Origin of the sequence: Paenibacillus sp. BT-177, from assembly GCF_025846815.2 — a bacterium.
GTDB classification, from domain to species: domain Bacteria; phylum Bacillota; class Bacilli; order Paenibacillales; family Paenibacillaceae; genus Paenibacillus; species Paenibacillus polymyxa_C.
Window position 1 is genome coordinate 36,493 of sequence record NZ_JAOYTP010000014.1, and the last position, 25,656, is coordinate 62,148.

The 25,656-nt window shown below is 45.5% G+C and carries 22 protein-coding genes and 1 riboswitch; of the genes, 6 read left to right on the plus strand and 16 right to left on the minus strand.

Annotated elements, in window-relative coordinates:
- Positions 1–115: 115 nt before the first annotated feature.
- The 5 genes from OIU26_RS24085 to OIU26_RS24105 form a co-directional block, all read right to left on the minus strand.
- Complete coding sequence (locus OIU26_RS24085) at positions 116–871, minus strand: DUF4247 domain-containing protein (RefSeq protein ID WP_264218264.1); 756 nt, start codon at positions 869–871, stop codon at positions 116–118.
- 13 nt (positions 872–884) lie between these two features.
- The gene (locus tag OIU26_RS24090) at positions 885–1,391 is read right to left on the minus strand and encodes a DUF4178 domain-containing protein (RefSeq protein WP_017427734.1); all 507 of its coding nucleotides are present in this window, start codon (positions 1,389–1,391) and stop codon (positions 885–887) included.
- Between the two features lie 24 nt (positions 1,392–1,415).
- A complete protein-coding gene (locus tag OIU26_RS24095) occupies positions 1,416–1,823 on the minus strand; it encodes a DUF350 domain-containing protein (RefSeq protein ID WP_013371429.1) in 408 nt (135 codons plus the stop codon).
- Positions 1,824–1,952: 129 nt separating this feature from the next.
- Positions 1,953–2,621 (minus strand): PspA/IM30 family protein, encoded by a 669-nt coding sequence (locus OIU26_RS24100; RefSeq protein ID WP_013371430.1) that lies wholly within the window; start codon positions 2,619–2,621, stop codon positions 1,953–1,955.
- Between the two features lie 86 nt (positions 2,622–2,707).
- Positions 2,708–3,730 carry an NADH:flavin oxidoreductase/NADH oxidase gene (locus OIU26_RS24105; protein ID WP_264218265.1) on the minus strand — a complete coding sequence of 341 codons (1,023 nt, stop codon included), beginning with the start codon at positions 3,728–3,730 and terminating at the stop codon, positions 2,708–2,710.
- A gap of 303 nt (positions 3,731–4,033) precedes the next feature.
- Between OIU26_RS24105 and OIU26_RS24110 the strand changes: the two genes are divergently transcribed.
- Positions 4,034–4,840, plus strand: coding sequence for a polysaccharide deacetylase family protein (locus OIU26_RS24110; protein WP_264218266.1), 807 nt, complete (start codon positions 4,034–4,036; stop codon positions 4,838–4,840).
- Between the two features lie 196 nt (positions 4,841–5,036).
- Here OIU26_RS24110 and OIU26_RS24115 read toward each other — a convergent pair whose 3' ends face one another.
- The 3 genes from OIU26_RS24115 to OIU26_RS24125 all read right to left on the minus strand — a co-directional run bounded on the left by OIU26_RS24115 (position 5,037) and on the right by OIU26_RS24125 (position 8,296).
- Positions 5,037–5,705 (minus strand): 3D domain-containing protein, encoded by a 669-nt coding sequence (locus tag OIU26_RS24115; protein ID WP_025674576.1) that lies wholly within the window; start codon positions 5,703–5,705, stop codon positions 5,037–5,039.
- A 6-nt stretch (positions 5,706–5,711) separates the two neighbouring features.
- Positions 5,712–5,880: riboswitch (cyclic di-AMP (ydaO/yuaA leader) on the minus strand.
- 243 nt (positions 5,881–6,123) lie between these two features.
- Positions 6,124–6,846, minus strand: coding sequence for an amino acid ABC transporter ATP-binding protein (locus OIU26_RS24120; RefSeq protein ID WP_013371435.1), 723 nt, complete (start codon positions 6,844–6,846; stop codon positions 6,124–6,126).
- Positions 6,833–8,296 carry an ABC transporter substrate-binding protein/permease gene (locus OIU26_RS24125; RefSeq protein WP_013371436.1) on the minus strand — a complete coding sequence of 488 codons (1,464 nt, stop codon included), beginning with the start codon at positions 8,294–8,296 and terminating at the stop codon, positions 6,833–6,835. The genes OIU26_RS24120 and OIU26_RS24125 overlap by 14 nt, the downstream gene beginning before the upstream one ends.
- A 148-nt stretch (positions 8,297–8,444) precedes the next feature.
- On the opposite strand from OIU26_RS24125, the gene OIU26_RS24130 reads away from it, so the two are divergent.
- Positions 8,445–9,623 carry a M20 family metallopeptidase gene (locus OIU26_RS24130; protein WP_264218267.1) on the plus strand — a complete coding sequence of 393 codons (1,179 nt, stop codon included), beginning with the start codon at positions 8,445–8,447 and terminating at the stop codon, positions 9,621–9,623.
- A 39-nt stretch (positions 9,624–9,662) separates the two neighbouring features.
- Entirely contained in the window at positions 9,663–10,733 is a 1,071-nt protein-coding gene (locus OIU26_RS24135) for a hypothetical protein (RefSeq protein WP_264218268.1), read from the plus strand.
- An 88-nt stretch (positions 10,734–10,821) separates the two neighbouring features.
- On the opposite strand, the gene glgA is transcribed toward OIU26_RS24135, so the two are convergent.
- Both glgA and glgB read right to left on the minus strand, forming a co-directional pair.
- Positions 10,822–12,264 (minus strand): glycogen synthase GlgA, encoded by a 1,443-nt coding sequence (gene glgA, locus OIU26_RS24140; RefSeq protein WP_264218269.1) that lies wholly within the window; start codon positions 12,262–12,264, stop codon positions 10,822–10,824.
- A gap of 21 nt (positions 12,265–12,285) precedes the next feature.
- Positions 12,286–14,211, minus strand: a complete 1,926-nt coding sequence (glgB, locus tag OIU26_RS24145) for a 1,4-alpha-glucan branching protein GlgB (protein WP_264218270.1) — start codon at positions 14,209–14,211, stop codon at positions 12,286–12,288.
- Positions 14,212–14,447: 236 nt separating this feature from the next.
- Between glgB and OIU26_RS24150 the strand changes: the two genes are divergently transcribed.
- Positions 14,448–15,674, plus strand: coding sequence for a glucose-1-phosphate adenylyltransferase (locus tag OIU26_RS24150; RefSeq protein ID WP_064964185.1), 1,227 nt, complete (start codon positions 14,448–14,450; stop codon positions 15,672–15,674).
- Between the two features lie 79 nt (positions 15,675–15,753).
- Here the strand turns inward: OIU26_RS24150 and OIU26_RS24155 are convergent, their stop codons facing one another.
- The 5 genes from OIU26_RS24155 to OIU26_RS24175 form a co-directional block, all read right to left on the minus strand.
- Entirely contained in the window at positions 15,754–17,184 is a 1,431-nt protein-coding gene (locus OIU26_RS24155; RefSeq protein ID WP_025674587.1) for a sensor histidine kinase, read from the minus strand.
- Positions 17,181–17,879, minus strand: coding sequence for a response regulator transcription factor (locus tag OIU26_RS24160; protein ID WP_264218271.1), 699 nt, complete (start codon positions 17,877–17,879; stop codon positions 17,181–17,183). Before OIU26_RS24160 ends, OIU26_RS24155 begins: the two co-directional genes overlap by 4 nt.
- A gap of 1 nt (position 17,880) precedes the next feature.
- Positions 17,881–19,215, minus strand: coding sequence for a hypothetical protein (locus tag OIU26_RS24165; protein WP_016820714.1), 1,335 nt, complete (start codon positions 19,213–19,215; stop codon positions 17,881–17,883).
- Positions 19,212–19,937 carry an ATP-binding cassette domain-containing protein gene (locus tag OIU26_RS24170; RefSeq protein ID WP_264218272.1) on the minus strand — a complete coding sequence of 242 codons (726 nt, stop codon included), beginning with the start codon at positions 19,935–19,937 and terminating at the stop codon, positions 19,212–19,214. Before OIU26_RS24170 ends, OIU26_RS24165 begins: the two co-directional genes overlap by 4 nt.
- An 81-nt stretch (positions 19,938–20,018) precedes the next feature.
- Positions 20,019–21,176 (minus strand): MFS transporter, encoded by a 1,158-nt coding sequence (locus OIU26_RS24175; protein WP_058830883.1) that lies wholly within the window; start codon positions 21,174–21,176, stop codon positions 20,019–20,021.
- Between the two features lie 451 nt (positions 21,177–21,627).
- Here OIU26_RS24175 and OIU26_RS24180 point away from each other — a divergent pair, with 451 nt between their 5' ends.
- Both OIU26_RS24180 and OIU26_RS24185 read left to right on the plus strand, forming a co-directional pair.
- Positions 21,628–22,545 (plus strand): ArsR family transcriptional regulator, encoded by a 918-nt coding sequence (locus OIU26_RS24180; protein ID WP_165080706.1) that lies wholly within the window; start codon positions 21,628–21,630, stop codon positions 22,543–22,545.
- Between the two features lie 66 nt (positions 22,546–22,611).
- Positions 22,612–23,376, plus strand: coding sequence for an HAD family hydrolase (locus tag OIU26_RS24185; RefSeq protein ID WP_013371449.1), 765 nt, complete (start codon positions 22,612–22,614; stop codon positions 23,374–23,376).
- Between the two features lie 65 nt (positions 23,377–23,441).
- Here the strand turns inward: OIU26_RS24185 and OIU26_RS24190 are convergent, their stop codons facing one another.
- Positions 23,442–25,556: a type IA DNA topoisomerase gene (locus tag OIU26_RS24190; RefSeq protein WP_264218273.1), complete on the minus strand. Its 2,115-nt coding sequence runs from the start codon at positions 25,554–25,556 to the stop codon at positions 23,442–23,444.
- Positions 25,557–25,656: the final 100 nt, after the last annotated feature.

A 25,656-nucleotide genomic window follows, 5' to 3' on the forward strand; every position in this document is an offset into this window, starting at 1 on the left:
CGAAGTGAGAGCATCCGTTCAATTCACTGTAGGTTATATCAAACAACAAAAAAAGGAACTGTGCAACAGCTCCACAGTTCCGCAAACAACTTTAGAAGAATATAAAACATTACCATTATCGTCGACTTCGTCGGCTAATTTTACCTGAGCCGCTGCGTGTTTTAGGCTTACTATAAGATTTGCGCGGCGAATCAAATATGCTGGAACCGCCGCTGCTGCCTCGGTCACGTGAAATCGAGCCTCTGCTCGGTGAACTGCTGGAGCCTCTATCGAATAGACTCCCGCTTGATCCAACGCTGGTATCCGAATTTTTCCCTCTACGGGTAACTGAGCCTTTTCGCTCCACCGTTATCGGCGGGATCGCTTTTTTCTCCTGTGCTGTTGGAGCACGATATTGCCCTTGTGAAGGTCGGTATACATCTCTGCTCGAATAACCTCGATAGGAGCCAGACCCCCGCAACGAATCGAACAGAGCATCCAGCACAGTTGCAGTTAAGTATCCTTTTAGAAAGCTGGAACTGTAATTTTGCTCGACATACTTTTTACTATCAATTTCAATGAGTGTGTCTTCCTTCTTAGCTGGATCTTGCTGTAAATGGTACCACTCATCGCTATATACCAGAAACATCCGCTCATTGCTCTGAGGTGACATTTGTTCCGGTGTACGCTGTTCTTTCAATTCCTCCGCTACTTCAGGAACCGTTTTGCCTGCTGCGCGATACACGTACGAGGTCGAGTTTCCGCTACCACTAACGGATTCCAGCGGATACGTATCTTTCACATTTGGCGCGCCGCAGCCGCTTAACACGGATACGAACAAGCTCAGCGCCACAATGACCTTTAATGCATATTGCCAGGTGCGTTTGCTCATGTGTAACCCTCTCCTAGCTTGCCCGAATAACCTTGACGTCTCCGGTAATCACTTCTTCTCCTTCATAAAGCATAAAGCGACCGTCCTGCCATTCTACCCGCAATAAATGGTAATCATCAGACTGGTACTGCCAAACATGTTGCTCTCCACCCTGCCGGAAAGGAGCACGGCCCATAACGGTAACATGCCCAAAATACTGTTCTTCCAAATGATACGTTGTATCATCCAGTTCTAAAATGGTCGGTACTTCCTCCGGGTTGTCTAGTCTGCCATCGATGGCCTGATAAAGTCCGAATTGCAGTGTTTCCCGTTCCTCAATATGAAGATAACTCACTTGATTACCATCCTGAAGCGTCAAAACAACGGCATTCCGAGCACGATTATGTACACGACCTACCACTTCATAGGTGACAAGCGACACCTCACAAATATCCCCTGGATTTAAGTGAAGCATGCTTTTTTCCGCTTTCGGCGGTTCAGGCTTGGCAAATAGATTTGAAATTCGTTTCCATACACTCATGGTCATATTCCCTCCTTACTTTGCCTAGAAGCATGCTGTAATGATTAAGGCACCAACCAAATGCAGCGCTCCCGAAAACAGACCGAAACCAATTTTACCTTCCTGGGTACCTTTATCCAGATCAAACTGTGCCCAATACCGCAACAGCAGGCGCACAATCACTTCCAAAACAAGCAGGATAATAAAGGCAATCACAGAATACACAAGCGCTTCGAGCAAATTATTAGCGGTAGCAATTGAACCTGATAAAATATATCCTTGTGCAATCAGCTTCATAATCATCCGTACCGTTACGGCCATATTTCCGGCTTTTACTTCGGCAAAATCCTTATACTTTGTAAATAAAGAATCGACATACATTAATACGAACAGCAAAATAGCACCCGCGCCCGTCCATACCAGCATCGCTTTCATCGTTTCTAAAAAATGCATTTCCTACCATCCTCCACATCTTCTTGACTACATATATTGATTTACGCCCCTAGGCAGGGAAAAGCGAAGGAGAAAACGTTTCTCCTTCGCTTACTGAGCCATCACACTAGCGGCAACGCTTAAAAGTTCTTATTTGTTTTCGTATTGTTTCAGCAAAGCAGCAAGTTCATCGTCCACAGCACTTTTCTTATCCAGCTCTTTGAACTCTTCATCCAGCGATTTTTCCTTGGAAGCCATTTCGTTGCTCGCTTCAGCACGTGCTTCTGCTTGCAGCATTTTTTCCTCCATACGCTTCAATCCAGCAGTTGCCGTATCCGAGCTAAAACCGTTCATAGCTTTGTTAATTTCAGTTTGCGCTTTAGCTGCGTTATAACGGGCAACCAGTGTCTCGCGCTTGTTTTTCATTTCAGTCAGCTGTCTACGCATTTCATCCAGCTTACCACGCAGGTTGTCAGCTGCAGCTTTGTTTTGCTCATAACCAGCTTGGAACTCGTTCATTTTTTGTTCGGCAGATTTCTTTTCTTCCAGCGCACGACGAGCAAGATCCACATTTTGTGCTTTTGCAGCCGTATGAGCCTGTTCTTCGCGTTTTTTCACCAAAGCTGCCTGTTCTTCGTATTGCTGTTTGAATCTCTTTTCAATAGCAATTTGAGCGGCTACCGCTTTCTCTGCGTCTTCCAGATCCTCTTGCATATCACGAATGTATTGATCCGTCATTTTAACTGGATCTTCTGCCTTGTCGATAATGGCGTTAATGTTAGACATCGTAAGATCTCTTAATCGTTTGAAAATAGACATGTGAAGTTCCTCCTAGAATTGAATGCTTAAATTTTAAGCTCTGTACACATGTTTACGCAAGCTTTGCAAAGAGGTTTCAAAAATATCTAAAAACCGCGTAGATAAGGCTCTGGGATATCTGCCTGTACTTTTAGCGCCCGTGAAGCATGCAGCGCCCAATAGGGATCTCGCAGCATGGCACGCCCTATGGCTACCAGATCAGCTTCATTTTGCTGAACGACTCGGCGGGCATCCTCATAATCATCCAATAAGCCGACAGCAATGACAGGCACATTCAATTTTTCACGGATGGTATGAGCCAAATCGACCTGATAACCAGCACGCGCAGACGGGCCTCCGCTGGAGCCAATCGGACCCTCACCACCAGAAGAAATATGGAAAATGTCCACACCTGCATCACGATATCGTTCCCCTATGGCTGCTATGTATTCAACATCATATCCGTCTTGGACATATTCTTTGGCAGATATCCGCATTAGCACAGGCATATCAGCAGGAAGTACCTCTTTAACAGCACGGATCACCTCAACACCAAACAGTGACAAATCCTGCCCATACTCATCTTCTCTGGTATTGGTTAAAGGGGAATGAAATTGATGGATCAGATAGCCGTGAGCACCATGAATCTCTACCGTGTCAAAACCAGCTTCTACCGCCCGGCGAGCCCCCTCTTTGTAGGCCTGAACCAGTTCCTTGACTTCTGCTCTCGTCAAAGTGTGCGGATCTTTAAAGCGTTCACTAAAGGGGATCGAGGACGGGCCTACAGGTGTCTCAGCATCCTCGGCCTTGCGTCCGGCATGGCCTAATTGAATGGCAATTTGGGCACCATACTTGTGGACTTCCTCTACAATTTTGCGATATGCAGGAATATGTTCGTCACTCCAAATGCCCAAATCACGATCCGTAATGCGTCCATCCGGTTGAACCGCTGTCATTTCCACAATTAAGAGCCCAGTCCCTCCTACCGCGCGACTCACATAATGGACATAATGCCAATCCGTCGGTTTGCCGTCCTTGGCCTCCACGCTGTATTGGCACATTGGGGGCATGACAATCCGATTTTTTAATGAAAGCCCCTTTAATTGATAAGGAGTAAACAAGTCGGTCACTTTTATCCATCCTTCCCTCAATTCCAAGTATGTATCATTATGAATAGCATCCCCATTATACACCAGCTGTCACGGTATACCGAATCCTTTGTAAGGCTAAAACTTGCGAAAATGCTTCGGTTTTCGGTCATGTTTAAGAGAATATGTACGTTTACTTCGTCATCTTCACGGATACCCGCTTCATGATGTACTTCTCTTCAGCCATGTAGGGCTTCACTCAATCACCAGCATAATTTTAATAGGACAGGTACATAATAGCTGAGAGCACCACTAGGTACCACTGCACGGAAAGGGGGAATACAAATGCGGTACAGGGGAGTGTTGCCATGTTTAGCACTGTTACTAGCATTTTCAAGTTTTCCCGTTCACGCGGACACGCCTCCCAACATCGGAACGCCCCATCCCAAGGAAGCTGCTGCCGCTACTTCGGTATATCAAAGTAAAGATCGAGCTACTCCAACATTAGCGATGCTACGAAAAAAGCATGCGGACATTTTTAAAATGTGCGGCCCGCACACCCGCCAAATTGCCTTAACCTTTGATGATGTGCCCGATTCAAGGTATACGCCGCAGGTTTTGGACGTATTACACGCAAACGGTATCAAAGCTACCTTTTTTATCGTCGGCCACCGTGCGGAAAAGCATCCGGGGATCATACGCCGCATCATCCGTGAGGGTCATGCTATAGGAAACCATTCCTATACTCATCCGGATTTCAGGAAGGCCACACCAGAACGTTTTCGCCACCAGATTACAAAGACAGAACGCATTTTAGAAGCCAGCATAGGTTTTCGACCCAGATTGATACGACCACCCTATGGTGAAATCACGGAGCCTCAAATCCAGTGGGCACGTCGTCATGGGTACATGATCGTCAATTGGAATGTGGACTCTCTAGACTGGAAGGGATTAAGCAAAACACAAATTCAGCGCAACGTGATCCCGGCTACCGGACCTGGCTCCATTATTTTAATGCATGCAGGTGGAGGTCAAAGTTCCAACTTGCAAGGCACTGTCCAAGCTTTGCCGGGTCTAATCCACTCTCTAAAAGCTAAGGGCTACAAATTTGTCACTGTCCCCCGGCTACTTCACACATCGGAACGAAAATAACAGTACGTCTAAGCTTCAAATATTCAACAACGTAAAAAGGCTGCCTTAACGAGCAGAATACTTCTGCTTGTAAGACAGCCTTTTTTAGCGATAAACGACCGGGCCTAATAAAAAGTCGTCCCAGTTATATGTTGTATGATAGATCAAGTTTACATAACTTATATTATGTTCAATCAAATCATACATAAGCACAATGCTATTTATCAATGACGTACAGTTTCACATTCTGGAAGCCGAAGTCGTTCACGAATGATTTATTGCCAGGGATAAAGATATCAATCCGCTTTCCGGTAATAGCACTGCCCTGATCACGGGCAACGGCCACAAAAGAATGATCTGGCAATCCAGGATGGGAATAACCTGTAACTAGCACCTTTGTTCCCATAGGAATGACTTTCGGGTCTACCGCAATTGTACCTAGCTTAAGCGGATTGCCGTAATAATCGACCGCACCCCATTTGCCATTTTCATCAGCTGCGGCAGAATATGCTGTAGCTTTAACATCAACTACTTTACTGTAATTGAATGTTTTGCCCCATGCTTCAATTGTTGGCTTCTCATTCGCTGGTGCTTTCTCTGTAAGAAGCTGTGGCTTCGAATCCGAAGCCGCCTTTACACTTTTTTCGTCTGGCACTTTAATTTGCAGACCTGCATATATGTTGTTGGACGCAATATCCGGGTTAGCCTTCGTCAACTCATCTACTGATACCCCATAACGTTGAGCAAGCAAAAAGAAGGTATCGCCTTCTTTGGCAGTGTGAAGCGAAGCAGCATCTGCTACTCCAGCTGTCTGTGCCAGCCCTGCAATAGCTGCAGCAAGCACCGCAAATTTCATAGTTTTTCCAATATGTTTTAAATGTTTCAAAGATATGTACCTCCTCTGTTATGCCTGCGAAGTTAGCTGTCGGATTCGGACTCAGGAGAAGCCCTATGCTTGTGCAATTCACCCCTAGGCATATTCCACAACATCTTATGATGCATTGGAATCATTGCCGTTGTTACGTCCCCCGCACTTCCCATGGTTTGAGCCCAGCACCTGAGTATTTATTATCATTACTGCTGCCCCGGTAAGTTTTGGCTTACTGCATAATATCACAATTTTGTAACCTTATCTGCATGAAAATGTTGGTAACCTTGAATATCATACTATACTCGTTACAATTTTGTCATCAAGAATCCGTTTTCTGTTACGAAAATATGGAGATATAGTGACAAAAAGAGAAAAGCCCTCCGTGAAACATCATCACGAGAAGGCTTTGTTAATATTTCATAAAAGCATTTTCTTACAGCACTTTAGCAAGAAAATCACGGGTACGGTCATGGCTTGGAGTACCGAATACTTGCTCAGGCGTACCTTGTTCTATAATTTGACCGTTGTCCATAAAGATGATTCGATCCCCTACCTCACGGGCAAAGCCCATTTCATGCGTCACGATCACCATCGTCATGCCGCCCTCAGCGAGCTTCTTCATCACGTCCAGAACCTCTCCAACCATTTCAGGGTCAAGAGCAGAAGTAGGCTCATCGAACAGCATTACGTGCGGCTGCATGGCCAAAGCACGTGCTATCGCAATACGTTGTTTTTGACCGCCAGATAACTGGTTCGGGTAGGTATTCTTCTTATCCTCAAGACCCACGGTCCGCAGGAGCTCCAGCGCAATTTTCTCCGCTTCTTTCCCCGACTGCTTTTTCACCTGCGTTGGTGCAAGCGTCAGATTCTGCAGTATTGTTTTATGCGGAAACAGATTAAAATGCTGGAAAACCATCCCCATCTTCTCCCGAGTCGCATTAATATTATGACCACGGGCCGTAATCGGCTCACCCTCAAACAAAATTTCCCCTTCTGTTGGCTGTTCCAACAGATTCATACAACGCAAAAACGTACTTTTTCCTGAACCACTCGGGCCGATAATGACGACTACTTCACCTTTGGCGATATCTATATCAATGCCTTTTAAAATTTCATTCTTACCGAATGATTTACGCAGTTGTTTAACGGTGATCACTGGCTCTCAACTTCCTTTCCCATAAACCCAACAGCTTAGATAAGCTGAATGTCATTACAAAATAAATAGCAGCTGCGATTACGAACGGACTCAAGCCTTCGTAGGTAATATTCTTAATGACCTGGGCTTGATACATAATATCCACCATCCCAATGGTCGAAATAATTGATGATTCTTTAATGATCGTAATGAACTCATTACCAATAGCAGGCAATATAGATTTAAATGCTTGCGGTAAAATGACATGACGCATTGCTTTGCCTCGTCCCATCCCGAGCGAGCGGGCAGCTTCCATCTGTCCACGGTCTACTGCCTGAATACCAGCACGGAAAATTTCAGCCAAATATGCCGAACTATTCAGTGACAACGTAATTATGCCGGACTGGAGTGGCGTAAAATTAACACCCAACGTCAAAGCAACTCCGTAATGAATGATCATGAGCTGCACCAGCATAGGTGTGCCGCGCAGTATCTCTACATATGCGGTACCTAACCACTCGATAATACGAATCCCACTCATCCGCAGCAAGGATATGATCAGACCAATAATGAATCCGAACAGTACTCCAAGCGCAGACAGCAATAGGGTGTAGCCGATACCCGTAGCGTAGAAACTGCGATATTTCAAAAATATATCTACAATGCTATTCGAAGAAACTTGTCGGTCTGCAGACAGTGCACTTGCTTCTGTAGAAAACTTCTCAATCGAACCGTCTGCTTTCAGGCGAGCCAACGTTTTATTTACTGAAGCAAGCAATTCCGCATTTCCTTTACGAATGCCTACAGCAGTTTCTGCTCCTTCATCCTCAGGTACTGCCTTGGCAAGTGTTACGGTACCGTCTAGTGTGTATCCTTTAGCAACGGTATCTTCGATTACAACCGCGTTGATACGGTTGGTCCGAAGCTGGAGTACCAGATCGGATATTTTATCCAATGAGGTCACAGAAGCATTAGGCACTTTTTGCGCAATTTCTTCCTGGATACTCCCCTTCTGCGCACCGAGCTTCTCTCCTTTTAGAGCAGCCATCGTTGAATATTTGTCTTTATCCTCTGGACGTACCATAATGACTTGCTTGGAACGATAGTATACATCCGAAAAATCAATGCTCTTTCTGCGTTCGTCCGTCGGTGTCATACCGGACAGTACCAAGTCTACGCGACCACTTTGCAGAGCAGGCAGCAAAGAGTCAAAACTCATGTCCTCTGGGACCATCTCCGCATTCAGATCCTTGGCGATTTCCTTGGCAATTTCAACATCAAACCCAACAATGGTATCCTGACCGTTAATAACTTTATGAAACTCATACGGCGGAAAGTCAGCACTCATGCCCACTACAAGTTTTTTCTGTGGCTTTTCTTCCGATCCGTATGCAGTGAGCATGGGAAGACCAGCCAACAGCAAGATAACCGCCGACAAAACCAGGGCGGTAAAACGATATGCCTTTTTCAATCTTTTTTTCTCTCCTTAAATTCTTTATAATAAATAAGATTGTGTCATTATAAATGAATATGCATGATTATGCAATGAATGTTATAGTACAATTTTAGTATATCTATCGCAGTACCTACATTACAGCATATATAAAGGAGTTTTTAGCATGAATTTCAAACAGACCATTCAACACACCATTGAACAGCACGCCCAGCGGTTTAAGGACATTTCGTTATATATTGGCGCAAACCCTGAACTTGGAAACGAGGAATTCCTGGCCTCTGCCCGTTTAAAAGAGGAACTCGCTTTTCACGGATTTGAAGTTCAGGCACCCGTATTGGGTATAGAAACAGCCTTTATTGCTACTTACAAAGCAACCAAGCCTGGACCAATCATTGCTTTTCTGGCAGAATACGACGCTCTGAAAGGGCTAGGACACGCCTGTGGGCACCATTTGATATGTATGATGAGTACAGGCGCTGCCGTCGGTCTCAAATCGATTATCGACGAGACTGGTGGAGAAGTACGTGTATACGGCACACCTGCCGAAGAAACACGCGGTGCAAAGGTTCCGATGGCGGCGGCCGGGTTGTTTGATGATTGCGACATAGCTATGATGACACATCCCTTTGACCGCTACGAAAAATCAGGCAAATCGCTAGCGATTGATGCTGTGCAATTTGAATTTTATGGTCAATCCGCTCACGCTGCGGCCAGTCCACACGAAGGGATTAATGCTTTGGACGCTGTGATTCAAACGTTTAACGGGATTAACGCATTTCGGCAACAGGTGAAAAGTACGGTACGTATCCATGGCATCATTAATCAGGGTGGGCAGGCTGCCAATATTATTCCTGATTACGCCTCAGCCCAATTTTACGTGAGGGCCGCTACACGCCAAGAGCTGAACCCGCTTACCCGCCGTGTTGTTCAAATTGCTGAAGGAGCTGCTTTACAAGCCGGGTGTCGTTTGGAAACTTCCAATTATGAGACTTCTTACGATGAAATGGTGACTAATCGTGTACTCTCCGACACCTTTACCGCAAATTTGGTGCAGGCTGGCATTGCGCAAGAAGATATTACGGAAGGTGAAGATCATGGCTCTATGGATATCGGAAATGTATCACTTCATTGCCCTGCGATCCACCCGTACATTCAAGTTATTGACGAGAAGCATGCCTTGCATACACCAGAATTTCGCGATTTAGCAATGCAGGACCGCGCAATGGAAGGAATGCTCTTGGCCGCGAGAACCTTGGCATGGACGGCTTGCGATGTAATCACAAATTCTGAGCTGCTGGCACAGATTAAAAAAGAATTCGCTCTACTGAATAGCAAAAGCTAAAATCGGAAATGCCGTCTTCTTTTAGAAAGGAGTGCCATTATGAATAGTATGACTAGCTTTTGGACGTTGTTTATTGTGGTTGGTCTCATCATTCTTTGGTTTACATTCCGTGCTATACACAGGAACCGTGGAAACAGAAGCACACGCCGCCGGAATGCATTTTTCCTTAGCTCTCCGTCTCCTTCGTCACTCACGCAAGAGCGTCATCGAGAGATTACGGAGCTGAAGGAGCTGCTGGAGCGATCCATTCCAGCCTCCTATGCTCATAACGTAAAGCAACGTGTCATGGACGCCCATCCTAGTCTGACGGAGCAAGAATATAATTGGCGCTGGCATGAGCTAAAACGATACTTCATGCTATGCGCCATTATGAATCGGGTGCCTATGTTCAGTAGTGATGTGGATGAACTATGGCACGAAATGTTAATGTTTACGCGCGAATACCAGCAATTCTCCGAAGCTTTTTTTGGTCGTATGCTTCACCATGCACCCCATTCGGGCGGCTCTCAGCCGATGCCAGAGGAGCGGGCGTGGTTTGACTGGTTGTATGTGGAATGCTTTGGTTGGAATCGTTATAGTGCCAGTTTGTGGGGAACTTTTTTTAATCATCCGCTACCGAACGATGAGCTTTCACACTATTACAAACTGACAGCTTCGACGCAGCCAATAGGTGACCGATGGAATTCCCATGAAAATGTAGACATTTCACAGCAAGCACAACAAGCGGTTCATAAGATAATCCAACACCTCCGTGAGCGGGTAAATAAAGCTGTAAATGATCCAGAGGGCAAGCAGCTACCCAAGGTCAACTATTTGCAGGTTGACTATCTGCTATTGGCTGCTGTGTGGTATTCATGGTATCAACCTGAACAATTTGCCATACACATGCACCCAGATTCTACAAACAGTGCCGCACTAGCCAGCTCATCCGGCTGTAGCTCCGCAAGCGGCTGCTCGAACTGGGATACACACCACTCGCACCATCATTCGTCCCATGACAGTTCTCATGGTGGAGGCTCTTCTCACCACGATTCAGGCGATTCCGGGAGCCATTCCTCGTGTAGCAGCGGCTCTTCGTGTGGAAGTAGCTGTGGTGGCGGGGGCGACTGACCAGCAACAAAAAAGGGAATTCCTCAGCCAAACCATGGCTAAAGGAGTTCCCTTTTTCATTCGCATAAATATGGTATTTATGTGCTGTTTAATCGGTCTTTGCTAGCGAACGGTAAATATCCATATACGCCTCGGCCGATACATCCCAACTGTACTCTCCTGCAAAGGCCGTCTGTGTAAGCTTGTTCCAATGCTCAGGTTGACGATAGTAATGAAGAGCACGACGAATGGTATGCAGCATGTCATGTGCATTGTAGTTCGTGAAACTAAAACCGTTACCTTCACCTGTGGATTCATTGTAAGCCTGCACAGTATCGTTCAGCCCTCCAGTTTCTCGCACGATGGGGATACTTCCATAACGAAGCGCCAGCAGTTGACTAATCCCACAAGGCTCAAACCTCGATGGCATAAGATACATGTCACTTGCCGCATATATTTTTCGTGACAGTGGTTCGCTAAAAGTAAGCTGCGCTGACATTTTCAGAGGATATCGTCCCGCTGCTTCCTGGAACCAGTGCTCAAAAGCCAGGTCCCCTGTTCCCAGCACGACAAACTGAATATCATCATAATACAAAATTTCGTCAAGCACTCTCGTTACCAGATCTAGCCCCTTCATATCCACAAGCCGGGTTACCATGGCAATCATAGGTACGTCCGGACGCACCGGCAAACCCAGCTCCTTTTGTAGAGCAATTTTATTTTCCTTTTTCTTTGCCAGACTTGTGCGATATTTCGTATAAATACGATTGTCTGTGGCAGGATTGTAGCTTTGGGTGTCAATTCCATTCACAATCCCCGTTAAGCGTCCCTGCTCTCCTAATTTACGAAGTAGACCCTCCAGTCCGTATCCGTAAAATTCAGTTTGAATTTCCTCTGCATAGGTTGGACTCACGGTCGTGACATGATCCGAGTAAGTAAGCCCACCTTTCATAAAGTTCAGTCTGCCATAATACTCCACACCCTCGGGGGTAAAATAGCTTCCATCCAAATTAAGCAGCTCCGTTAAGACCTCATATGGAAAATCACCCTGATACAACAGATTATGTATCGTAAACACCGTGCGAATATCGTTGTAAAAGGGCAAATGTCGATAATCGGCATTCAGAAGTAGCGGAACCATCGCCGTATGCCAGTCATGACAATGCACAATATCTGGCCGAAAATTCAGTTCAGGCAGCACTTCCAAAATCGCCCGGTTGAAGAAGGAGAAGCGTTCGCCATCATCCATATAACCGTAAATACCGTCACGACCGAAGTAATATTCATTATCTATAAAATAAACCCTGATCCTGTCCAACGTCAGCTCCTCTACTCCACAATATTGATCACGCCAGCCTACAGCTACATGCTTGACCGTTACCGGACGCAGAGACTTCTTATAGGTATCGGGAATACCCGCATATTTAGGTAAGATGATTCGGACGTCACACCCTGCCTGATGAAGTGCCTTTGGCAGTGCGCCAATAACATCAGCCAACCCGCCTGTTTTAATAAATGGATGTGCTTCTGCTGCCGCAAACAAAATGTTCATATGTGCTTCCTCCTTATGTGGTCAATCTGCTTTTTTAGACCTACGTGGTGGTGTCTTCTTGAGTATAACGATGCTTAGGGGTGGAATAGTCACCTCCAAGCTGTGTAGCTGTCCGTGGTAAGGGATTTTGGAAGTACGTATCGCTCCGGAGTTTAGCTGACCACTTCCCCCAAAGTCCTTATGATCGCTGTTCAGCAATTCCATATAGCTTCCTGCCTTTTGCAACCCTATTCGATAATTTTCTCGTTGCACAGGCTGAAAATTAATAAGGACAACCAGTGTATCCCCCGTTTTTTTGCCTTTACGTAAATACGTAATCACACTCTGCCCACGGTCTTCAGCTTCAATCCATTGATAGCCGTCCCACGAATGGTCCAATTCCCATAATGCTTTCTCCTGAAGATATAAATGATTCAGTGCTTTCGAATATGCGTGCAAAGACCGATGACTATCATAGTCCAGCAAAAACCAGTCAAGCTGATCCTCATCCTTCCATTCAATAAACTGGCCAAATTCCCCTCCCATGAATAAGAGCTTTTTACCTGGTGAGGTCATTTGGTAGCCAAGGAGCGCCCGTAGTCCGGCAAATTTTTGTTCATAGGTGCCCGGCATTTTATCAAGCAGCGACTTCTTACCATGAACAACCTCATCATGCGACAATGGCAGTGTAAAATTTTCGCTGTATGCATAGGCTATGGGAAAGGTCAGCAAATTATGGCGCTCGGCTCGTTGATCAAACTCCGATTCCATATAATCAAGTGTATCGTTCATCCACCCCATATTCCATTTGTAATTAAAACCGAGCCCTCCATCGCTTACTGGGGAGGTCACCATCGGCCAAGCGCTGGACTCCTCTGCCATCATGAGTGCATATGGATAATAGCGGAATACCGTCTCATTCAGCTGTTGAAGGAAGGCGATAGCCTCCTCATTTTCAATCCCTCCCTTGGAATTGAGACAATATTGTCCTTCCTGCTTTTCAAAATCCAGCCGTAACATGCTCGTCACCGCATCCACACGCAGACCATCAATATGGTACACATCCATCCAGAACAATGCGTTGGAGATCAGAAAAGAACGTACTTCTGGCTTGCTATAATCGAACGTTAGGGTTCCCCAGCCGGGCTTTTCAGCAATTAGCGGGTCCGCGTATTCGAACAGTGGCGATCCGTCAAACCGTCTCAATCCATGAGCATCCTTGGCAAAATGAGCCGGAACCCAATCCATAATCACTCCAATTCCCGCCTGATGGCAACGATCCACCAAATACATAAAATCATGTGGTTCACCATAACGGCTTGTGAGTGCAAAATACCCTGTTAATTGGTAGCCCCAGGAAAGATCATACGGATGCTCACTCAGCGGCATCAGCTCAATATGTGTATACCCCATATCAGTTACATAAGGCACAAGAAGCTCAGCCATTTCCCTGTATGTATAAAACGTACCATCTGCTTTTTGCTTCCAAGTGCCTAGATGAAGCTCGTATATATGTAGAGGTTTACCATAAGGTGCTCTACGTTTACGGCGCCAAGCTGCATCGTTCCAAACATAACCATCCAATGAAGCTACCACTGAAGCCGTAGCCGGTCTCACTTCAGCACGTACGGCGTAAGGATCTGCTTTCAGAAATCGTTCACCATTTGGACCTGTAATGTCGTATTTGTAAAATGTTCCTTGGGATATCCTCGGAAAAAAACGACTCCAAAAACCGGATTTGGGAACCCTATATAAGGAATCCTGTTCCCCATTCCAGTTGTTGCGATCTGTAGCAAGCCCGACATGGAGAGCATGAGGAGCCCAGACCGTAAAACGAACGCCCTGTTCTCCGTTCTCCACAGTAAGGTGGGAACCCAAAGATCGGTAGCTGTGATAAAGCGTTCCTTCATGAAACAAATAAATATCTTCCGATGATATCGTCTGTTGCGGAAGAGTTTGGTCTGTCATCACGTCACCACCCTTTTATGTTTGTAAGTAAAAATGTATGAATCGGTAATGCATTCGCTTTTGGGTCAAAGCTGACCTGAGTTATTACCCCATTCTAGCCACAATGAACAGAAAAATGACTAGGAAAAAAATAAACCTTAGTTTTTGGGGAATCTTATATACCTGATGGTTTCAAGAGTACCCCACACCGTTTATGTATGTACTACAACAGACAACTAAACCGGGAGGGAAACGAAATGTTTAATAAAGAATGCATTGCCATGCTGCTGGCAGGCGGAGAGGGACGCCGTCTTGCTCCCCTTACTTCAACGATTGCAAAACCCGCCGTACCTTTTGGCGGTCATTACCGGATCATCGATTTTCCTCTCAGTAATTGCGTAAATTCAAACATTGATACTGTAGGTGTACTGACGCAATATGAGGCGGAATCCTTGCACGAACATATTGGGGATGGAACTCCATGGGGCCTTACAAAAACGGATGACAAAGGAATTACCCTGCTTCCATCTTATAATACAGGTAACGCTGAATACTTAGGAACGGCAGATGCTATTCATAAGAATATCGAATATATTGACAGCCAAAATCCAGAGCATGTGCTTATTTTATCTGGTGACCATATTTACTATATGAATTATGGCGAGATGCTGAACTACCATAAGGAAAAAGGAGCTGCGGCAACCATTTCTGTCATGGAGGTTCCTTGGGATGAAGCACACCGTTTTGGTGTTATGAGCGCCGATGAAGATCTGCGCGTCACTGAATTTGCAGAGAAGCCGGAGAAACCGGAAAGTAATTTAGCCTCTATGGGGATTTACCTTTTCAAATGGGATTACTTAAGAAATTATCTACTGGAAGACGCACAGGATCCTCAATCCAGTCATGATTTTGGCAAAGATATCATACCTAAAATGCTGGCAGACCAAGAATCGCTATACGTTTATGAATTCCAGGGCTACTGGAAAGACGTAGGTACAGTTAAAAGCCTATGGGACTCCCACATGGACTTGCTGCAAGAAAATTGCGCGATTGACCTTCAGCGTCAAGACTGGCCAATGTATACACGTGAACGCCGCACAAGGCTGAGCGCGCAAAAGGTGCCTGGTCGTAAAATGCAGTCATTGGACAGCCTCCTGCATGATTCCTGCCAAGTCGAAGGCCAAATTGAGCGCTCCGTAGTGTTTAGCGGCGTCGAGGTGGGAAAAGGCTCTTCCATCAAGGAAAGTATCGTTATGCCTGACACACGTATTGGGCGCAACGTGCATATTGAGCACGCAATTATCGGTGAAGGTGCTGTGATTCGTGATGGTGCTGTTATTAAAGGTAATCCGAGCGAAATTATGGTTATCGGACCCAATGAAACAGTATTTGGCAAAATGGCAGTACGGCCGCAAACTACTCGTATGCTAAAAGAAGCCTATGAGCGTAACACACGCTTGCGTGCAGAAGGCTTTACTTCATAACTCTCCCCTAAATTTCAAACAGCCAGCCCTCCATTATGGTGAGGACTGGCTGTTTTGTGGTTACATCTTACATTTAACTTTAAATCTGCCCTTCCGAGAGTTGTGGTGGTTCCACCGATGGCTCTGCTTGCAGAGCAGGCAATGAAACCGTAATGGTGGTTCCAGCTCCCAATTCACTTCTAATGAGCATCTGACCGTGATGACGCTCAACAAACTGTTGCGAGATTGCCAATCCCAGTCCAGTCCCCCCATTTTGGTGGTCTACCTGGAAAAAGCGATCTCTGACTCTGGCAAGATTTTCTTCACTAATCCCAATTCCTGTATCCTGTACCGATATCTCGATATTGCCCTTAACACGTTGAAGAGACAGATAAATAATCGAGCTCTCATGCGAAAATTTGATGGCATTATCTACAATGTTCAAAAACACCTGTTTCAGACGGTTACCGTCTCCATGAACAAGGTATGCCGTTTCCTCGGAATCCAGTTGGAGCTTAATCTGCTTCATTTCTGCCTTGGCCCATACATTCAGCATAATTTCCTGCAAAAGCTCTCGAAGATCAACTGTTCCCATCACGAGCTTCATGGCATTTTGTTCCAGTTTGGAAAAATCGAGAATTTCCTCCACCAAGCCAATCAGCCGGTCCGTTTCCTTTGAAATAATCTGCATCCCGATCTTCGTCTCTTCTGGGTCATATCCGCCAGAATTTAACGTTTCACTCCAGCCCTTAATCGAAGTAAGCGGAGTACGCAGCTCATGAGAAATGGAAGAAATAAAATCATCCTTGATTTGATTGGTTCTGACAATTTCCTGTGCCATGTAGTTCAACGTCGATGCCAGTTCACCCAGTTCATAGCGATAATCGCCTTTGATACGTGCATCAAATCGCCCCTGCGCCATCTGAGCAGATACGTCGCGAATATTGTTAATCGGTCTGACAATGGAATTGGCAAGCCCTGTACTCACTACAAATACAATAATCAATACAGCTGCCATGATTCCCACCGAAAATAATGTAATGATGAATAACTTGTCATTTACTAATTCCAACGAAGTCGTATACCGGATTATATACACCTGATCCCCGACAATATTGTCCAGTTTCTGAGATACCGCCATCACCTGCTGTCCCGTGCCGGGTTGCTTTCCGATCCATTTGCCCGTATCTCCAGCTAAGGCTTGTGTCACATCACTGGTTTGCACACTTAGATCCGCAGCAAAATTTGTCGAGTTATCAATTACATTTCCCTGTTCATCAAGCAATTGTAATTCAGTGAAAGGCAGAGAAAATGTATTCAATAAATACGATTGCAAAGACTGTTCTGGCTCTTTGAATTTGGATGCAAATTCACTTACCGATTCGATACGGCTTTCGATGTGTTTGTAAATGGAGTCATAATAATACGACCGGAGTGCAAACATAAAAATGACTTCTACTAACAGAAGCGCCAAGAACACTACGAAAAAATAGTGAAGCACAATCTGTCGGCGGATCCCCTTTTTGATCATTGAGACTGACCTTTCCATTTATATCCATGTCCCCACACGGTTTGTAAGAAAGCTGGCTCGGATGGATTGTTTTCAATTTTCTGCCGCAGACGTCGGATATTCACATCTACAATTTTCGGATCACCCATATATTCCTTGCCCCATACGTGGTCGAGTAAAACATCTCGGCTAAGCGGCGTATTTTCTTTCTCCAGAAAAAACTGAATCAGGGAAAACTCTGTCGGTGTCAGCTCGATCAGCTGCCCGTTTTTCTTAAATTGCTTAGCTATCAAATCCAGCGTGAACGGACCGGACTGGAAGGACACCTTGGCTGCTGTTTCACGATGTACATTCACCCGACGCAATAACGATTGAATACGTGCAATCAGCTCTGTCGGGCTGAAAGGCTTGCTCACATGATCATCAGCCCCTACAGACAAGGCATACACCTTATCCTGTTCCTGTACCTTGGCTGTCAGAAAGATAATGCCAATACGCTCATTCGTTTCCCGAATTCTCCGACAAACCTCAAAACCATCCATTCCAGGCACCATCACGTCAAGCAACGCGATATCAATGTCCCGCACCGTGTTCAAAATATTCAGAGCCTCATGCCCCTCTGCCGCCTCCAGCACCTCAAAACCGTTACGTTTCAAGTTAATAACGATAAAGCTACGGATCGATTCCTCGTCTTCCATGATTAAAACTTTACTCACTCTACTCTACCTGCCTTTCCCCCATCTTGTTTTTAATGGTTTTACGTGGTTCCAACTCGCTGGATCGCTTAATACCAATTACCTGTGCATTCGTTCGCCACAGTTGACTATAGCCTTCGTTGTTTCGCTCCCATTGTGATAACGAGAAAAATTTAATTTCCGCTATCGTTTTGTCTGTATCATCCAAAATAAACCGCAAATAGCTGTCCTTCCTTGAAACCTTCGGATCAATAGTTACCTTGCCATGCAGCTCTTTTGGCAGCCTGAAGTAGACCTGTTCATTAGAATCACGATACTGTTGCTGCTTGAAAATCGTCCCTTTGGCCCCATCCCACTGATAGAACGATACAAAATAAGGAACTTCATCCAGTGGCCTGTTGCTCCAGCCTTTAGGCTTCTCTAAATTTCCAAATTCAAGAATACCGTCCCCATCCACATCACCACTAGCGATGGTAGCATCCTTGAAGGTAACATCCATAAGATTAAGCTTTCTGAGTTTGCCGTGATCCATCACGATAACATTGGAGACCGTAGTTGTCTCGGCAATCTTTGTATCAATAATGATCCCCTGCCTACCTTGGGCTACCTTACCAGCAACGACATTGTAGACACCCAGAGCCTGACTGTCCAAATCCAACGATCCAATTTCCTTAAAGGTCCCTCCACTGAATTGGAATGTTTTCACAGTGAAGAATTCATTACGACGGAGCAAGATAATCGTCAAGTCATTCAGATTATCCCCGTTCAAATCCATCTTCTTATGGTTAAAATCGTCTACAACGAAGTCCGTATAGCCCGTTGCATATATTTTTTCTAACGTTCCTCCAGTATAAGAGTATACGATGAGGCCCTTCTGGTCCCCGTTCTCATTACTGTCTCCGCTCGAAAAACCTGCTACAATATCAAGCGTACCGTCATTGGTTAGATCCACTAGTTTAAATGATTCCAACACCGTGCCTTCCCCATCAAATGTAAGCTTCTTTACCCACGTCCCGCCCTGATCTTCAAACAAGGCACCATGTATCTTTACGCTCTCATCTGGTGTTTCATAAAAGAGCACTGCTTCGTCTATACCATCATTATTCAAATCTCCCGTCCGAATTGGCGTAGGATCATCTGGATCATTCGGCCTTAAAGGCTGTACCGCCCCTAATTGCGTATTCACTGCTCCATTCAGCTGTTGTTTCTCGTCAGACATCGTTGGTGTCTGCATCAGCGAAATTGGATCGCTAATCACATTACAGCCGCTTAAAAATCCAGCAAGAAGCAGCAAGGAACAGCAGCAAGCCACCATTTTCAACAGCATTTTTTTCACTTCTCTTGCCGTCCCCTTCACAATTTGTTCTTTTCTGCCTGTGTCAATCGTCTTCCCTGGATATCAAACACCAGTTTACCCTCATTCAGACCCCAGATTCGGGAAGCAAAACGTTCAGCCATTTCCAGCGGCAGTACAGTAATGATTGTTACTCGCTCGCCAGAGCACAGCTTGCGAAAGGTTTCCAGTACATGCGCTGCTGAGGCAGGATCAAGTCCATTTACAGGCTCATCAGCTAAAATAACCTTAGCTCCGTGAACGAGAGCACGCGCTGTGGCTACCCGCTGCCGTTCGCCGCCGCTGAGCTTGTCGCATTTATCATGCGCCTTATCCAGCAGACCCAGATCCTCCAGAACGTCCATCGCTCCCATATAATCGTCGGAACGCACCATGCCAGTCACCATTCTCCACCAGGGTGTTTGACCCGATCTGCCAATGAGCACATTTTTAAGAGCGGTCCGATTCATATTAAGATGCGGATTTTGCTCCAGGTATGCCCACTCTCGCTTTATTTTCATCTTGCCCGTCCACCCGGATCTCAGTACATCATTGCCACCAACAATCAAACTGCCTTCTTCCCAAGACTCTTGTAAAGCAAGACAGCGAAGAAGTGTCGTTTTACCGCTTCCGCTTGGCCCCACTATAGCAATGAATTCACCCTGATGAATTTCAGCATCAATCCCTCGAAGCAACGGGGTACGTTCAGGCCCCACTTGCTTGGTCAGCTTCCGAATTTTAATCATCTATGATTCCCCTTTGTCCGCCATCAATACATGTTTATATTTTATAGTAATTGTGAAACAAATACCATGCAAACCGCAGTTTTATACCGCTGGTACTCTTTTTCGGGAAAACAGACCTAACAATCCGAAAACAATATAACTACCTCCAAGGACTAGAAACATACTGCCTTGAGTTCCAATGTCCAGCAACCCTCCGCTAATATTAGGTCCGATCACACTTCCCAGATTAAAATGAAAGGATGCCAGTACATTTGCAGCCGCCAAAAATGATTTGGGCAACAGGTCAGCTGCATAGGCCAAACCAAGTGAGAAAAAGGAGCCTACCAATCCACCTGCGATGGTCAGCAATACCAATGTGAACATAAAATGATTGCCACTCCATGGTAGTAACATAAAGGTCAACCCTCCTGCTATACCTACGCTCATTAGCACCTTTTTACGTCCCCAACGGTCACTTAATATACCTAAAGGCAGTTGCAGCACTAAGCCTCCCAAACTGACGAAAGGCAGCAAGGCAGCAATTTCATCGGTATGGAAGCCAATACGCAGGCCATAGACTGGAAAATTACTGTTCAGGCTCGCTTCCATATAACCGTATAGAAATGCAGGCAACAGAGCGTACCATGCCCAGCTATAGCTGCGACGGAATCTTTGTGCGGGACGCGCCTCAGTCTCCTGCTTCTCGGGTCTTGAGTCAGGCAGCTTGATTAACACTAACAGCAGCACAAGCAAGCACAACAAAGCCAACGCAGCAAATGGAACCAGCATTCCATAATCAAGTAGCCATAATCCCAATGGGCCTAATGCAAAACCCAGACCATAAGACATACCATAAAAGGAAATGTTGCGGCCTCGATTCTCTGCTGGAGTTACCAGCAATATCCACAACTGCGCAGAATAATGCAACGCACTGTCACCAATACCTACTAGCAGGCGCAGTACGAACCAAACCCGAATATCAGGGATTAGCGGGAACAGCAGCAGCGTGATCAGCACAAGCACAAGACCACCAGCCATCAGCTTTTTAAATCCCAGCCACCCCAAAGTCCGTTCAGCCACCAGTGTCATTGCGAATGAACCAATATACAGTGCAGCCGCGTTCATTCCGTTTAGCGAAGACGAAACCCCCATTTGTTCCAAAGAGATCGACAGAATGGGCAATAGTAAACCCTGACATAATCCAGCAACAATAATAACTGCAATTAAGATAAAATAATGAACACGTAACGACGACGACATCCCAGCTCCTCCTGCTCGAACAAATAAATTATTAACATCATAAAATGAATGTTTAGAAATGATTTGCATTTGATACCATAATCAATAATAAATCTTATCACGATGTGTGCCATGATTTTTTAAAAATCGATATATTACATATTAAGATGTTTTTAGCGTTTAATTTTAGTGTATTAAAGAGAGAAATAAAAAAATCGCCATCTGAGATGACGATTTTACGGATAGAGCTAGTCTGGTATGTATCCGACTCCTCGGTTAAGAGCCTCGTATGTTCAATCCGACCAAGTTCACGTCACAACGCACTATTTCATATTATAGTGGACAATGCCTGGCAGAACAAGCCATAATAAATGAGTGGGCAATTTCAAAATGCTCATGTTTTGCTTATGGACGGGCTTTATTTACGTTCACCGCTCTGGGCTAGAAGACAGAATAGGAGGCATTTGGTTCCATGAGTTATCAAATTAAAATAGACACTTCCCCAATTTATGAATTGCTCGGCAGCTTTATGGCCTATGTAACTAAAAAGTGGGTCCAAGATATGGACTTGGGCCATGAATGGATCGACAAGGTGGATGCACGATTACAACAGGAAGTTCGTACTGAGCTAGCTACAGCTCAGGATTGCCCTTTTAGCGATTATGACGCACTCTATGCCTGGGCGTTGCTTCGACCAGAATCAGATGAAATATCCGACTATATTTCTTACTTGGATCACGGACCGGATAAGGATATGTTTGAGTTGCTTGTTCCGCATATTCCTTTTTTAACCTTTGAAGAATCTTTACGCATTCGTAAGGTATATGCACCGCTCCTCAGATTGTGGGATCGTGACTATTTTCGGGCCTTGGAAGGCGAACTGCGTGTATTGGCAGAAGAAGATGCTGCGGAAAAGCGCATGCTGTTAAGTAAAATGGAACCGGAAGCACTTGTTGAATATGCGACAGCTGGACTAGTCGTGCCACATATGGAAGACCTCGATACAGTAGTGCTGTTTCCGGTCGTTCATAATCGCCCAATTAATTCATACTGCTTTTACACCCGTACACTGCTGATCCAGTATCCGGTAGATATTCCCGAAGAGAGTGAGGAAGAACCGCCCACGCTTCTACTACGACTCACTCGTGCAGTCAATGATCCACAACGGCTACGCATTTTGCGTTATGTAGCTCAAGGTCCTAAGTCTCTTGAAGACATGCGTCATGATTTGAGCCGATTGGAAGATACACTAATGTCTGATATGATGATTTTGCGTGTGGCTGGTTTGCTCCGCATACACATTGGACGCTATCACAAGGAAAAATTCAGCATCCGTCCCGACGGTGCGGCTGATTTGCAGGTATTTTTGGAATCCTATATTGGATTGTAATTTGAATCGCAACTTTAGTTATAAACTGAACACCGTTAAAGCTTTGGCTTGGAAGGAGTATGCATCATGTCGTATCCGAAACAGCACATTTTATTTGATCTTGATGACACTTTGGTCCACTGCAACAAGTATTTCGACCTTATTCTCAACCACTTTTTCGATTTGCTTCAGGAATGGTTTGCAGCTCATAACCTAACGAGAAATACAATCCGTGAAAAACAAATTGAAATTGATGTGGCTGGGGTTCATCAGGTGGGTTTTGCCAGCGAGCATTTTCCACAATCCCTAATAGATACGTACCAGTTTTTCTCTGAACAATTCGGACGCCGTACGGATTCTCGGGAAGAGCAGGAGCTTCGCTCGCTTGGCCGAAGTGTGTACGAGCAGGAAATTGAACCGTATCCAGGTATGGCCGAAACGTTAAATTCACTCCAAAAAGCAGGGCATTCCCTTCACCTTTATACGGGCGGTGAGCAGGTCATTCAAGAAAGAAAGATTGAGCAAATGAAGCTGGCTACTTACTTTGATGACCGTATCTATATTCGCCAGCATAAAAATGTCGAAGCACTGGAAGAAATCATCCAAATAAATCGGCTGGACCGAGGCATCACCTGGATGATTGGGAATTCTTTACGCACCGACGTATCTCCAGCCCTTGCGGCAGGTATTCACGCTGTGTATCTTAAGCAGCCTAAAGAATGGATTTACAATATGGTTGAATTGCAAAAAAACGTGAACTCTGTAATGTATACAATACAAAAGCTAACAGAAGTGCCACGGGTGATCCACGAAAGCATACAATTGCATCAACAAAAAAGGACCCTCGGATAGGGTCCTTTTTTCGTGTTTAAAAAGTCATTCAACCTTCATATTCTACTATGATAGACGACCCTATTTCAGGATTCCTCACGAACGCTAAGTTGTCCTGTTCCTGGTACATCCAGAACTATCCGCGCTTTGACGGTCGATCCGTCCTTCCGTTTAAAAGACAACAATTGCGTCTGCCCCTTCGCGAGCAGGGACTTGAGCATCGTTTCGGTAATCTGCTTGCCAGCATATTCCTTCCAAATGACAAAGCCACAGCCCTGCTTAAAGTGGCTACATCCATACCCTTTACGACCTTCAATAATGCTTCCACCGCAATTGGAGCACGGGCAGCTGCCTAACGCCTGCCTTTGGCTCACTGAAGCATCTGACTGTCCATCAGATGAGCTCCGCGCTGCTTTTGTAGCTGAACTGCGTCTTGTTGGTGGTGCTGCTTGCTTTAGCGCAGCACTTCCTGCACTACTACCGCCTCCTGATGGTGTGCGGTCCATTCCTTTGGCGGTGGCACGTCCACTCGCGCCTATACTGCGGGCGTTCCCCTTGCCTCCCGAGCGATTACTCCTTGCCTCCTCGCCAAAGGCATTTGCGGGAGCAGGTGGCTGCTGCCTTACCTTATCAATGATGGACAACGTGAATCTTTTAACGTTATCCATAAACTTCTCCTGAGCTGCCTCACCCTTGGAAATTTGATGAAGACGGCGTTCCCATTGACCTGTCATTTCCGGTGAGGCTAATAGATCTACCCCGGCATGACGGATCAGGTCAATAGCCATCTTTCCCTTATCTGTAATAAGAATCTTTTTGCCCTTCATTTCAATGTAGCCGACTTTCTTCAATCGTTCAATTGTGGCGGCTCGTGTCGCAGGTGTACCTAAGCCAGCGTCCTTCATAACCTCACGTAATTCCTCATTCTCCATCTGCTTGCCGGCGCTTTCCATCGCTTTAAGCAAGGTGCCCTCCGTGTAGCTTTTAGGGGGCTGAGTCGCCTTTTCTTTCATCTCGGCGCGAACACAATCCACCGGACGTCCTGCATCAATTTCAAACTTCTTGTCCGTCCACTCGTCCGTTTCCTCTTCATCTTCCTTTTTGGATATTTTGCTCTTTTTACCTTTATCCTGGTCAGCTTTGCTCAAAACCACTTTCCATCCCAAGGACAGAAGCTCCTTAATATTGGTTTTAAACAAATGCTTGTCCACCTGCGTCATTACGGTATGCATTTTATATTCAGCCGGCGGAAAAAAATGCGACAGAAACCTACGAATAACCAGGTCGTATACCTTTTGTTCCTCCTTGCTTAGCGTCCCCGGTCTTTTTAACGTCGGCAAGATAGCATGGTGATCCTCAACACGAGACGGATTGCAGACCGATTTATTCTGTTTATGGACCAAATTAGGGTTTGCTTGTTGAACCAGATCAGCATAAGGGCCTGTCCCCAGCATCCGTAATGCCTTATGCATGCCGTCTATATTCTGCTCTGTCACATAGTTAGAGTTGGTACGCGGATAGGAAATGACCTTGTGACGCTCATAAAGCGCTTGTGCCACATCCAGCATTTTTTTGGCCGAATAGCCGTACTTGGCATTCGCCTCGCGTTGAAGAAGCGTCAAATCGTACAATTTAAAAGGATACTCCTTTGTCTGCTTCGTATCATATTTGGTAATCTTCCCCTCTTTCCCGCGTACCGCCGCAGCGATCCCCTCAGCTTCTTCCGGTTTCGTCAGCCGATCTCCCTGCCATGCCCCTTTGTACTTAATCTGATCTTGCTTAAACTCAGCCCACACGTCATAGAAGGTTTGAGACTGAAATGCTTCAATTTCCTTTTCTCTATCATGAATTAGTGCCAGCACGGGAGTCTGTACCCGTCCTACCGACAGCAGGGTGTTATGACGTGTTGTGAACGCTCTGGAAGCGTTCATGCCAATCAGCCAGTCCGCTTCACTTCGTGCCCGCGCAGCTTGAGTCAGGAATTCAAACTCCGAGGCATCTCGCAATCGTTCAAAGCCTGTCGCAATACTCTCTGCTGTCAAGTCCGAGATCCACAATCGCTTAACCGGCTGTCGTAGCTTTAGCTGCTGCTGAATTAACGCAAAAATATGCTCACTAATGGAAAGTTCGCATATGCATGTTGTGAAAAAACCTTTTATATGTCCTACTCCGTTTAATCCAACGACATCTAATAATTTCATAACTTCACTCCTCGCATAGGGATTTTTTCGTCTTTTAGAGAGCTGGATTAAACCAGTTAAAGGATACATAGAATCAAATGCATATTTATACATTTTGAGT